Annotated in this window: 12 protein-coding genes; 3 read left to right on the top strand and 9 right to left on the bottom strand. The window is 61.2% G+C overall.

The window, feature by feature from the left end; all coding sequences use genetic code 11:
- The first annotated feature begins 34 nt into the window (after positions 1–34).
- Positions 35–883, top strand: a complete 849-nt coding sequence (locus VZP09_RS14995; RefSeq protein ID WP_009486155.1) for a transporter substrate-binding domain-containing protein — start codon at positions 35–37, stop codon at positions 881–883.
- Between the two features lie 55 nt (positions 884–938).
- Here the strand turns inward: VZP09_RS14995 and VZP09_RS14990 are convergent, their stop codons facing one another.
- The 9 genes from VZP09_RS14990 to speB all read right to left on the bottom strand — a co-directional run bounded on the left by VZP09_RS14990 (position 939) and on the right by speB (position 9499).
- Positions 939–1559: a hypothetical protein gene (locus tag VZP09_RS14990; protein ID WP_004185314.1), complete on the bottom strand. Its 621-nt coding sequence runs from the start codon at positions 1557–1559 to the stop codon at positions 939–941.
- 155 nt (positions 1560–1714) lie between these two features.
- On the bottom strand, positions 1715–2509 hold the full coding sequence (locus VZP09_RS14985; RefSeq protein WP_014907068.1) for an SDR family NAD(P)-dependent oxidoreductase: 795 nt from the start codon (positions 2507–2509) through the stop codon (positions 1715–1717).
- 60 nt (positions 2510–2569) lie between these two features.
- A complete protein-coding gene (locus VZP09_RS14980) occupies positions 2570–3502 on the bottom strand; it encodes a 2-hydroxyacid dehydrogenase (protein ID WP_328795249.1) in 933 nt (310 codons plus the stop codon).
- Positions 3503–3507: 5 nt separating this feature from the next.
- Positions 3508–4236 (bottom strand): class II aldolase/adducin family protein, encoded by a 729-nt coding sequence (locus VZP09_RS14975; protein WP_004174769.1) that lies wholly within the window; start codon positions 4234–4236, stop codon positions 3508–3510.
- Entirely contained in the window at positions 4237–5757 is a 1521-nt protein-coding gene (locus tag VZP09_RS14970; RefSeq protein WP_004212910.1) for an amino acid ABC transporter permease/ATP-binding protein, read from the bottom strand.
- Between the two features lie 30 nt (positions 5758–5787).
- Positions 5788–6591, bottom strand: coding sequence for an ABC transporter substrate-binding protein (locus tag VZP09_RS14965; RefSeq protein ID WP_135686918.1), 804 nt, complete (start codon positions 6589–6591; stop codon positions 5788–5790).
- A 19-nt stretch (positions 6592–6610) separates the two neighbouring features.
- Positions 6611–7678 (bottom strand): isopenicillin N synthase family dioxygenase, encoded by a 1068-nt coding sequence (locus tag VZP09_RS14960; RefSeq protein ID WP_004145695.1) that lies wholly within the window; start codon positions 7676–7678, stop codon positions 6611–6613.
- The gene (locus VZP09_RS14955) at positions 7675–8538 is read right to left on the bottom strand and encodes a sugar phosphate isomerase/epimerase family protein (RefSeq protein WP_021312369.1); all 864 of its coding nucleotides are present in this window, start codon (positions 8536–8538) and stop codon (positions 7675–7677) included. Before VZP09_RS14955 ends, VZP09_RS14960 begins: the two co-directional genes overlap by 4 nt.
- 10 nt (positions 8539–8548) lie before the next feature.
- Positions 8549–9499 (bottom strand): agmatinase, encoded by a 951-nt coding sequence (speB, locus tag VZP09_RS14950; protein WP_004145693.1) that lies wholly within the window; start codon positions 9497–9499, stop codon positions 8549–8551.
- 115 nt (positions 9500–9614) lie between these two features.
- On the opposite strand from speB, the gene VZP09_RS14945 reads away from it, so the two are divergent.
- Positions 9615–10526 carry a LysR family transcriptional regulator gene (locus VZP09_RS14945; protein ID WP_002914199.1) on the top strand — a complete coding sequence of 304 codons (912 nt, stop codon included), beginning with the start codon at positions 9615–9617 and terminating at the stop codon, positions 10524–10526.
- Between the two features lie 398 nt (positions 10527–10924).
- On the top strand, positions 10925–11404 hold the full coding sequence (locus VZP09_RS14940; RefSeq protein WP_000888203.1) for an RrF2 family transcriptional regulator: 480 nt from the start codon (positions 10925–10927) through the stop codon (positions 11402–11404).
- The last annotated feature ends 17 nt before the right edge of the window (positions 11405–11421 follow it).

Below are 11421 nucleotides of genomic sequence, written 5' to 3'. Positions count from 1 at the left end.
CGTCGGGTTGTATGTCCCGGTGTTTAAAAATAGGATGAATGCCCTGGCTCGCGCGGCGGATACTGTGACTGATGCGGCCGGTCACTCTGGCATGAAAAACGATAACTTTAAGGATGGCGAAATGAGACTGACGGTGGGGCTGGCGCTGACGCTGGCGATAATGACCTGCGGCGCCCAGGCGCGCGATATGCAATCCATCGAGCACAGCGGTGAACTGAAGGTGGGCGTGCCGGGCGATTACGCGCCGCTGGCGTTTCGCAATGCCGCCGGCGAACTGCAGGGCTATGACGTGGACATGGCCCGCGATCTCGGGCGCACGCTCGGGCTGAAGGTGAGCTTCGTCTACACCAGCTGGCCCGCGCTCGCCGCCGATCTGCAGGCGGACAAGTTTGATATTGCGATGGGTGGAGTTACCGAGACCCCGGCGCGGGCGCAAGCCTTCGCCCTCAGCCATCCGGTGGTGGCGAACGGAAAAATCGCCTTAGCCAACTGCCAGGCCGCCCCGCGGCTCGGTTCGCTGGAAAAAATTGACCGTCCGGACGTGAAAGTGATCGTCAACCCTGGCGGCACAAACCAGAGTTTTGTCGATGAACACATCAAGCAGGCGCAAATTATTCGCGTGCAGAACAATGTCGATAACCTGCAGGCGCTGCGGCAGAAAACGGCCGATATGATGGTGACCGATCTGATTGAAGGCGACTATTACCAGAGCAAAGAGCCCGGCGTGTTCTGCGTTGCCAACGAAACGCCATTCGCCGGTACCGCCAGCAACAAGGTGTATATGATGAGTAAAGATAACCCGGCGCTGCTGGAGAAAGTGAACCAGTGGCTGGATAGCCAGGACAAAGAGGTTCTCAAACGGAAGTGGAAAATTCGCGGTTAACCGCGGTGGCGCGCCACCGCCGGCAGACACGCCCGGCGGTGGCTATCGTCCACGATTAGCGCTGCGGCGACAGTGCCTGTTGCGCCAGACTGCGAAAGTAGCAGGCGTAGCCCAGGGTGGCGGTCAGGCACAGCATATAGCCAAACGACTCGCTGCCTTCCTCGACCGTATTTTTTACCACCCGGGCGTAGTTCTCTTCCAGCACGGCGTACCACAGGCCGTGCATGCCAAACAGCCGCGAGAAGACCAGAATCGCCAGCAGGCCGCTAATCATCATCCCGTAATACGGGGTGCGGGTATACTCCGCCAGCTGCGACAGGGTCTGACGCAGATGGCGCAACGGCAACAGCAGCGACCCCGCGGTGGCCAGCAGGGCAAACCACACCCAGCTGCCGTGGGAGAGTAAATCAAACAGGCCATCCAGCTCACGGATCAGCATGGCGAGAAAGAAGCCGCCGATGAGGATATTGCTATAGCGCAAGTGGGCATATTTCCGCGCCAGCAGCAGATGAACCAGCACGATAACGGCCAGCACGCTCTCCTGGACCACTTCGGTGAGCGACACCTCCGGGATGTCGTTGCCAAACACCCGAATATCCACCCACAGGCAGAGTACCGCGAGGGCGGCCGCGACCGCCGCGCCGAAAAAGAAAAGCAAGCTTCGTAATAGAGACATTAACACCACAACTTATGCTTAAAACAAATATCATAAGTTCTGAGAATACATGTTCCTGTTCACTTTGTGCGACTTTGCCGCGTTTTTTTAACATTTTGCGCTTTTTAGCGCCCGGGAAGGTGGCAGGGGAGGGGGCTCCCCTGCATAAAGGGGATTCAGAGAATATCATCCACCACGCCGCCATCGACGCGCAGCGCGGCGCCGGAGGTGGCTGACGCCTGCGGCGAGCAGACGTAGACCACCATATTGGCGACCTCTGCCACCGAGGCCGCCCGCTGGATCACCGAGCTCGGACGATGGGTCATGACAAACGCTTTCGCCAGTTCCTCCAGCGACTGACCGGTTTTCGCCACGTCGTCTTTCAGCATTTCGGCAAAGCCGTCGGAAATCGTTGGCCCTGGCAGAACGCTGTTAACGGTCACTCCGCTGCCTGCGACATATTTCGCCAGGCCGCGGGCCAGCGAGAGCTGCGCGGTCTTGGTGACGCCATAGTGGATCATGTCCGCCGGGATATTGCGCGCCGATTCCGAGGAGATAAACACCACCCGCCCCCAGCCTTTGTTGACCATCGCCGGGAGCAGCCCTCGCGACAGGCGCACGCCGGACATGACGTTGGTCTGCCAGTAGTTGTCCCAGGTCGCGTCGTCGGTGGCGTAGAAATCCTGCGGGCCATAGATCCCGGCGTTATTGACCAGAATATCGACGCCGGTCACGGCCCGCAGCAGCTGCGCTGCGCCGTCGGCGTCGCTGAGGTCGGCGATGGCGGGGCGCGCCTTCGCGCCCGGCACCTCATTTTGCAGCCGGGCGATCGCGGCGTTCACGCTCTGCTCGCTGCGCCCGTTAAGGATGACCTCTGCGCCGCTCTCCGCCAGGCCTTTGGCGATGGCGAAGCCAATACCCGCCGTGGAGGCGGTGACCAGCGCGACTTTTCCGGCTAAATCAATCTTCATGTTCCTGCCTTCTGGTTGTGGATCTCCTATTAAGCGTAGCAGCGGCGATATAGCCGGGGATCAGTAACCGGCGTGCTTATTGACCAGGTTTTTCAGCGGCAGCCCGCGGCGCTGGCGCTGAATGTTCTCCAGCAGCTGGCGGGCGATCACCTCGGCAGAGGCCGCAGAGGCCATATGTGGGGTGATGACCACCTGCGGATGGCGCCACAGCGGATCGTCCGCCGGCAATGGCTCCTGCGGGAAGACGTCGAGCACCGCCCCGGCGAGCTGGCCGCTCTCCAGCGCCGCCAGCACATCCTCATTGACCATATGCTCCCCGCGGCCGCAGTTGATCAACACCGCCCCGGCGGGTAGCCGGTTGAACAGCGGCGCGGCGAGGATACCCCGGGTCTGCGCGGTGAGCGGCAGGAGGTNAATCAGCCCGTCAAGCGACCCGAGGAAGCTGTCGAGCGCCTCCTCGCCGCGATAGCAGGTGACGCCAGCCAGCTGCTTTTCACTGCGCGACCAGCCGGAGACCCGATAGCCGAGGCGGGCCAGCTGGTCGGCGATATAGCCGCCAATTTCGCCGAGCCCCATAATGCCGATATGGAAGTCGGCGGCGGCGCGCTGGGGATAGAGNTTCCAGGTTTGGGTCCGCTGGTGGGCCAGCGCCCGGTCGAAATGGCGCTGAAACCACAGGACGCTCCACAGGGCATATTCGAACATGCCGTGGCGAAAATCTTCATCGATCACCCGGCACAGCGGGATCTCGCTGGCGAACAGCGCGGGCGGCAGATGATCGACCCCGGCGGACGCGGCCTGGATCAGCTTCAGCCCCGGCGAACGGGTCAACAGCTGCGGGTCCGGGAACCAGCAGCTGGCGTACTGGGCGTCGCGCGCCGCCTGGTGATGGGGCAGAAGCGCCGTGACGTCGGGAAACTGCTGCAGGGCGGCGCAAATATCGCGGGCGAAATCCGCGTCGTTACAATCCACCACGATAGTGATATCAGACATAGGCGTTAGTCTTTGTAAGAGGTATCGAGACGGTCAAGACGGCGCAGCCACGCCTGCCAGACCTGTTGACGTTCATGCTCCACGCCCATCAGCTGCTCGCAGGCGTGCTGGCTGAGGTGCGGAGCGATGGTGTGGATCGGGCTGAGGGCCGCCAGCTGGGCGGTGGCCATCTGGATCTCGCAGGCGCGGTTCAGGTAGTACATGATATAAAAGGCGTCAGCCACGGTGCGGCCCACCGACAGCAGGCCGTGGCTCTGCAGGATCATGGCGATATTATTCCCCAGCGAGCGCTGGATGCGCGCCCGTTCGTCGAGGTCAAAGGCCACCCCTTCATAGGGATGGTAGCCGACGCGCTGGTAAAATTCGGTGCTGATCTGGTTGAGCTGCAGCAGGCCGTCCTCGCAGGCGGCCACCGCCATTCCCGGCAGCGTATGGGTGTGGATCACGCAGTGGGCGTCTTCCCGGGCCATATGCACCGCGCTATGGATGGTAAAGCCCGCCGAGTTAGCCGGCGCGTCGCCCGCTACGACCTTGCCCTGCATATCCACTACGATCAGGTTGCTGGCGGTGACTTCGTCAAACATCATGCCGAAGGGATTAATTAAAAAACGCGGCTCGCCGTCGCCGGGCAGGCGCACGGAGAAGTGAGTGTAGAGGGTATCCTCCCAGCCGAACAGCGCCGCCAGCCGGTAGGCGGCGGCCAGCTGCTGGCGCAGGTGTTGCTCAGTTGCCATTTAGCGTACTCCCATAAATTCACGGATTCGTTGCAGAGAAGGCGCCTCCAGCGGGCTGCGGATCACCTGCGGGGCGATATCGGCCTGCACCACGCCGTTCTCCATCAGCACCACGCGGTCGGAAATCGACAGGGCGAAGTCCATCTCGTGAGTGACAATCAGCATGGTCATGCCTTCGCGGGCCAGCGACTGAATGACCTTCAGCACTTCGCCTACCAGCTCGGGATCCAGCGCCGAGGTCGGTTCGTCAAACAGCATAATGTCCGGCTTCAGCGCCAGCGCCCGGGCGATCGCCACGCGCTGCTGCTGGCCGCCGGAGAGCTGTCCGGGGTACTTGTGGGCATGGGCCAGCAGGCCGACGCGGTCGAGCAGCGCCAGGGCCTGCTCGCGGGCGACCGGCTGGTCCAGCAGCTGGTGATAGCGCGGGGCCAGCATCACGTTGTCGAGCACCGTGCGGTGGGGGAACAGGTTGAAGCTCTGGAAGACCATGCCGATGCGCCGTACCCCGGCGCGCATCTGGCGTTTGTCGACGATAGCTCCGCCCTTAAGATAGTCCTCGCCGTAGAGAATGATCTCCCCGCCATCAAGGCTTTCGAGGGCGTTGATGGTGCGGATCAGGGTGGTTTTGCCGGAGCCGGACGGGCCGATGATGCTGATCACCTCCCCGTTCTCCACCTGCAGATCGATGCCTTTCAGCACCTCATGCTGACCCCAGGATTTGCGAATGCCCCGCAGATCGAGCGCTGGCGGCGCGCCGTTGACGGCCGGCGTTTTGATCTCTTCCGTCAGCGCCGGCAGGCTCTGGCGCAGCGCCTGGCATTCCGCCTCGCTGAGGGTTTGCGGACGCTTACGCTGAATATCGAGACGATTTTCCAGCGCCCGGAACAGCCAGGTGAAGACGGTAACCACCATCACGTAGTACACCGCTACCGCCAGCAGGGTCTCCATCACAAGGAAATTCTGCGCATACAAGCGCTGGCCGGTGAGCAGCAGCTCGGGTAAGGAGACCACCGACAGAATCGAGCTCAGCTTAATGATGGTGATGTATTCATTGATCAGCGTCGGCAGCGAGATGCGAAACGCCTGAGGGATCACGATCAGCCGCTGGATGCCGATAAAGCTGAAGCTCAGCGCATGGCCTGCCTCGCTCTGCCCCTTGGCCACCGACAGCAGCCCGCCGCGGTGGATCTCCGCCATATAGGCCGCCTCGGTGACGGTCATCGACACCAGCCCGGCGATAAACGGCACCCCGAGCAGCGGCTGGGTCACCGGAAACAGCTGCGGCAGGTTGTAGACAAACACCAGCAGCACCATCAGCGGCACGCTGCGAAAAAACCAGATATAGAGTTCGACGGGGATCTTGACCCAGCGCGGCGCCGAGAGCTTCGCGCAGGCTAACAGAAAACCGACTACCAGGCCGATCCCCCAGGACAAGGTGCTGATTACGATGACGGTCACGCACGCCTGCCAGAATGCCCCAATGCTAAACAATGAAAAAAAGTATCCCCAATCGAACGCCATACCGACTCCTGTTGCGCAGTGCTTATTGTCTTAATCGATGCTTTCTAAGTTGTATTTTTTGATCAACGCGGCATATTGGCCGTTGGCCTTCAGCGTGGCCAGGGTGGCCTTGATCGCCTCCGCCAGCTCGGTGTTGCCTTTGGCGACGTAGATCCCAAGCGGCAGCGGGTAGACCAGGCGCGTAGAGCTTATCGCCAGGCGGCCGCGGCTCTTGTCGACGATGATCTGCGCTGCCGGGGCAATCTCAAGCTGGGCGCCGATGTTCTTCGACAGCAGCGCCTGGGAGGCTTCCGGCGCCGTCGGGAACTCCTGAATGGTGATGGTAGGTTTGCCGTTTTTCAGGCACCACTCATCGGAGTGTTTTTTCAGGCTGGTCACCCAGGTGGTGCCCGCCTGCAGACCGACCTTCACACCGCACAGCTCATCTTCGGTTTTCGGCTGCACCGCGCCGCCCTTCAGGGCGATGATCGACGCGCCGGAGAGGGCGTAAGGGATGGCGTCGGCCTGTTTCTGGCGCTCCGGCGTCACGTACATCCCGGAGATCACCGCGTCATATTTCTTGCCGATGCCGAGGATCAGGCTGGTGAACTTGGTGTCGATCAGCTGCGGTTTGGCCTGCAGATGTTGGGCGATCAGCGCGGCAAACTCCGGGTCGAGACCGACGATATTGTTATTGCTGTCATAGGACTCAAACGGCGGGTAGGTGACCTCCATCCCCACCTTAAAGACGCCCTCGGTCAGCAGTTCCGCCGCCTGGGTGACAGGGGAAAAACAGGCGCTGACGGCGAGGGTAAGCGCGACACGGCGCGAGATTTTTTTCAGGGTGCTAGTCATCATGGATCCTCACGGGTGGTTAGGGGTTTTTTTGCTGAGCCTGTTTTTTCAAATGGCCAAACGTATTGGTGCCGCGCGCGCGCTCCGGTAGCTGAAGTTCACCGCGATTGACCTTTTCGCGCAGGTAGCGATAGGTTTGCAGGGCCTGGCTCCACATATGCTCCCCGATGCTGAGCTCCTGATATTCACCGGCTTCGCCGGCGGCGAGAAAAGTCGGCAGCGGACGGATCAGCGTGTGGTAATCGCAGGCGAAAAACAGCGGGAAGGAGTACCGCTCCTGCGGCACTTTGCGCACCCGGTGGGCTGTAGCAACAAATGTGCCAGCGCTGAGCACTTCCAGCATGTCGCCGATATTGATCACGAACGCCTCTTCTCCGGCGGCGTTCTTGACGGGAGGTGCATCGATCCACACGCTTTCTTCATTGAGAACTTCAAGGCCGGGCTGGTCGGCGAGCAGCAGGGTGAAGCACTCATAGTCGGTGTGTGCACCAATTCCGGGAACATCTTCGACGCTGGCGTCGAACGGGTAATGGATCAGCCGCAGCTTAGCCGGCGGGCAGGTCACCATCGGTTTGAAATACCCTTCCGGCAGGCCGAGCGCGAGGGCGAAAGCGTCGAACAGACGGTGGCCGAGGGCGAAAACCGCGTCGTAGTAGGCCAGCACCCGCGCGCGGAAATCCGGCAGATCGGGCCACTCGTTGGCGCCGATCAGCGGCGTACCGGCGAGCACCAGCGGATGGTCATCCGCTGCCTGGAAGCCGATATCGAAAGCCTCTTTATGGTCCGGCTTGCCGGAGCCGTAGATCTCTTCTCCTTCCGGAACGTAGCCCTTATGGCTTTTGGAGTGGCCGATGTAATAGTTCATCTTCTCCTCCATCGGCAGGGCGAAGATCTGCTTCGCCGCCTCGCGGACGCCGGCGATCAGCGCCGGGTCGATACCGTGGCCGGTGATGTAGAAAAAGCCCACCTCGCGCGCCGCGCGGCCGATGGCGTCGGCCACCGCCTGACGCCTGGCGAGGTCATCGCCGGCCAGATCGCGGATATCGATGGTCGGGAGTTCAGTAAAAGCGTGCTTCACGGCGGTCATGGCTGCGGTTCCTGTTCAGTGAGCGATAAAAACTGCTGAAAGTGGGCCTGCTGGCGCGTGGCCATCCAGGCGTTGAGCGACCAGAGATCGGCCACCGGAACGTTGGTGAACGGCAGATGGTGCAGATAGCCGTCGGCGCCAAACTCCGGGGTCAGCGTGGTCTGCGGGTAGCCGCGCTGGCGCTGCGAACGCCAGATTTGCTGCCAGAAGCGCTCGGCAAAAGCCAGCGCCGGCTGATACTCAGGCGCCGCCGGGTGCGGCACCTGCGGCCCCTGGTCGTAGCCCACCCGAGCCTGCACGTGATGCACGCGGTCGATAAAGGCGCTGAAGTCATCGCTGGGGTCATCCAGCAGGCGCTCGCTGACCACCACCCAGTGGCTGATGTCGGCGGTAAAGCGCAGCTGGGGGAGCTGCTGAATGATCTCCAGGGTGAGCCACGGGCTGTACAGCGAGGTGGCGCGATGGGTTTCAAAGCTGCAGGTCAAACCAAACCCGGCGGCCAGCTCGTGCGCCTTGCCGAGAAAATCGACTTGCTGCGCCAGCGGCCAGCGATCGTTGCCCGCCAGCAAATTGACAAAGCGCGGGTTGAGGCCGCTGGCCTCGGCGAAGCGGGACTGCAGGCGCGCCAGATGCTGCTCGGGCGTTTCATGCTGGGCGGGGAGCACCCCGCCGCCGCTGAAAAGAATGGCGATATACTCCAGCCCCGACGCCTGCAGGCGGTCGGCGAGCTGCCGCCGCTCGGCCACCGTTAACGGCACGCGGGCTTCGATACCGCAGCAGCCGACACGCTGCAGTTCATCCAGCGTTTGCGGCCAGGGGGTCGTCACTCCCCAGAGGGTGCGAAAGCATTTCAGCTCCATGGCGGCGTCCTCAGGCGTACTTCACGCCNGGCAGGACGCAGAGCATCTCGTACAGCAGGTTGGCCGCCAGCTGGGAGGTATTACCGCTCACGTCGTAGGGGGGCGAGACCTCGACCAGATCCGCGCCAATCAGATTCAGGCCGCGGCAGCCGCGGACGATCTCCAGCGCCTGAATGGAGGTCAGACCGCCAACTTCCGGCGTCCCGGTTCCTGGAGCCCAGATGGGATCGAGGCTATCGATATCAAAGCTGAGATACACCGGCCCGTCGCCCATCTGCTGGCGGACTTCGGCCATCAGCGGCGCCAGCGAGGTATGCCAGCACTGCTCCGCCTGCACCAGGCGAAAGCCCTGGTCAACGCCCCACTGGAAGTCGCCGGCGGCATAGCCCTGGGCGCGCTGGCCAATCTGCACCACCCGTTTGAGGTCGAGCAGTCCCTCCTCAACGGCGCGGCGGAAGGTGGTGCCGTGGGCGATTTTCTCTCCGAACATCTCATCATTGGTGTCGGTATGGGCGTCGACGTGGATGAGGCCCACCGGACCATGTTTTTTGGTCAGCGCCCGCAGGATCGGCAGGGTAATGGTGTGGTCCCCGCCGAGGGTCAGCGGGATCAGCGGATAACTATTCAAACCGGTGTAGTAATCTTCGATAATTTGCACCGATTTGAGCAGGCTGTAGGTATTGATCGGCACATCGCCGATATCAGCCACCGACAGCGAGTCGAACGGCGCGGCGCCGGTCGCCATATTGTACGGACGGATCATCACCGATTCGGCGCGAATATAGCGTGGTCCGTAGCGCGTGCCCGAGCGCTGCGAGGTGCCGATATCCAGCGGAATGCCGACAAATGCCGCGTCAAGTCCCTGTAAATCTTCGATAAACGGCAGGCGCATCATTGTGGCGCGTCCGGCGAAGCGTGGCATCTCATTGCCACCCTGCGGTTGGTGAAAGAGGTTATCCATGTCTGCTCCTGAATCTGACGGATGAAACGTAACAGGAGAGATAGTGCGCAACCCGCGCTGGACTTTACATCGTCTGGCGTAAATACTCAGTTCATTTATTGGTGAACTAAATACGATGCATCACGACGCCAGCCTCAATATTCGCCAGCTGCAGGTTTTCGAGGCGGTGGCCCGCCTGGAGAGCTACAGCCGGGCCCAGCAGGAGCTGGGTATTTCGGTCTCCGCCATCAGCAATGCCATGTCGCAGCTGGAGGGACAGCTCGGCTTCACCCTCTGCCAGCGCGGGCGCGGCGGCTTTTCTCTGACCGAGAAAGGTCAGCAGTTTTTACAGCAGGCGATCCGCGTGCTGAGCGAACTCAATGAGCTGGAGCGGCAGTCGGCGCTGCTCAAAGGGGAGCACAGCGGCACCCTGTGCATCTCGACGCTCGACTCCATCGAGACCGAAACGGCGCTCTCGCTGCCGGTGGTTCTGCGCAGCTTCAGCGACAAATTTCCCCATGTGCATATCAAACTGATTATCCGCACCCCGGCGGAGCAACTGAACGGCGTGCTGAACAACCATATCGACCTGGCCATCGGCAGCTACAACTCGCAGGTGCATAACATCATCAGCGAGCCGCTGTACCGTGAACAGCACTGGCTCTACTGCAGCGATCTGCACCCGATGTTCTTCAGCCGCCAGCTCGATAAAGAGCAGATCAGCCAGTGCCCGCTGGTGACCCGCAGCTACTGGAACACCAGCGATCTCCGCCGTCGGGGCTTCAGCAAAGGGAGCGCTACCGTCGAGACCGTCGACGCCCAGCTGCTGCTGATCCTCTCGGGGAAATATATTGGCTATCTGCCGGAGCATTACGCCTGGCCGTGGATCAAAGAGAACCGCCTGCGGGTACTGCTGCCCAACGAGTTTGGCTTTCAGTCGCCGTTCTCGGCTATCTGTAAGCGCGGGCGCAGCAATGAGCCCTACCTGAAAGCGTTCCGCGACCTGCTGAAGAAAAACACGGTGGCGCGGCCGAAGTGGAATTATTAAGCGGGGCGGGCGCTTCCCTGCGCCGGGGTGGTGATTTTCGCGCTTAGCGCGCTGCCCGGCGGGGGAGTTTTCCCTGTTCAAAAAACGAACGGCTGCCGGTAGCCCGCCCGGGCTGCGGCTGCCAGGCAACTGCCTCCAGGTTATCCACAGGGTTAGGCGCCGCTGGTGTGGACAGGNCGCGGCTAGCGGAACAAAGGATGGCGTTTGCGTTAAATAAAACGGTACGAAGGGGAATCTGTGTTTGCCCCGCCTTTGCCCGTGAAATCAGAAAATTTACTTCGCAGGCTAACCGCAGATTGCTTCAAAAAAATTCCCGTATTTGTTATATTGTTGTTCATTGATTATTCACCTCTGCGGTGCCAAAAAGAACAAGATTCACCGCAACCCAGGACACTGCCATGTTAGATTACCGCTTCCCGACAGCTTTGCAGATGGTTCTCAGCGTAGCAATGGCGGAGCAGATGGGTGAACGTTCGACGAGTGCGATTCTGGCCTACGGCCTGGAAGCGAACCCGAGCTTTATCCGTAAACTAATGGTTCCGCTAACTCGTGACGGCATTATCGTCTCCACGCTTGGCCGCAACGGCTCAATTCATCTTGGCCGTCCGGCGGACAAGATCACCCTGCGTGATATCTATCTTTCGGTTATCGAAGATAAAAAACTGTGGGCGTCGCGTCCTGACGTCCCGGCCCGCTGCGTGGTCAGCGCCAACGCCTGCTGGTACTTCAAATCGGTTGCCGATGAAGCAGAGCAGGCTTCGTTAAACGTCCTCGCTCGCCATACCGTGGCCAGCGCGCTGGAGGCGGTCAAAAACGCCGATACCAGCGGCTGCGACCCGGTGCCGGAAATGATCGCCCGCTTTAAAAAAGCGCATTAATCATTTTCTGGTGACGA

The organism is Klebsiella sp. EMBS2024 (assembly GCF_036233805.1).
In the GTDB taxonomy this organism is placed as follows: domain Bacteria; phylum Pseudomonadota; class Gammaproteobacteria; order Enterobacterales; family Enterobacteriaceae; genus Klebsiella; species Klebsiella pneumoniae.
The sequence above is the reverse complement of the archived record's forward strand: the minus strand, read 5'-3'. Positions and strand labels throughout refer to the sequence as shown.

What these genes read in the sequence shown, in the direction of transcription:
- VZP09_RS14970 (WP_004212910.1), bottom strand. Translation starts at nt 5,757, where the DNA reads ATGGCGTTCGATTGGGGATACTTTTTTTCATTGTTTAGCATTGGGGCA.
- VZP09_RS14945 (WP_002914199.1), top strand. Translation starts at nt 9,615, where the DNA reads ATGCATCACGACGCCAGCCTCAATATTCGCCAGCTGCAGGTTTTCGAG.
- VZP09_RS14955 (WP_021312369.1), bottom strand. Translation starts at nt 8,538, where the DNA reads ATGGAGCTGAAATGCTTTCGCACCCTCTGGGGAGTGACGACCCCCTGG.
- VZP09_RS14975 (WP_004174769.1), bottom strand. Translation starts at nt 4,236, where the DNA reads ATGGCAACTGAGCAACACCTGCGCCAGCAGCTGGCCGCCGCCTACCGG.
- VZP09_RS14990 (WP_004185314.1), bottom strand. Translation starts at nt 1,559, where the DNA reads ATGTCTCTATTACGAAGCTTGCTTTTCTTTTTCGGCGCGGCGGTCGCG.
- VZP09_RS14940 (WP_000888203.1), top strand. Translation starts at nt 10,925, where the DNA reads ATGTTAGATTACCGCTTCCCGACAGCTTTGCAGATGGTTCTCAGCGTA.
- VZP09_RS14960 (WP_004145695.1), bottom strand. Translation starts at nt 7,678, where the DNA reads ATGACCGCCGTGAAGCACGCTTTTACTGAACTCCCGACCATCGATATC.
- VZP09_RS14965 (WP_135686918.1), bottom strand. Translation starts at nt 6,591, where the DNA reads ATGACTAGCACCCTGAAAAAAATCTCGCGCCGTGTCGCGCTTACCCTC.
- VZP09_RS14995 (WP_009486155.1), top strand. Translation starts at nt 35, where the DNA reads ATGAATGCCCTGGCTCGCGCGGCGGATACTGTGACTGATGCGGCCGGT.
- VZP09_RS14985 (WP_014907068.1), bottom strand. Translation starts at nt 2,509, where the DNA reads ATGAAGATTGATTTAGCCGGAAAAGTCGCGCTGGTCACCGCCTCCACG.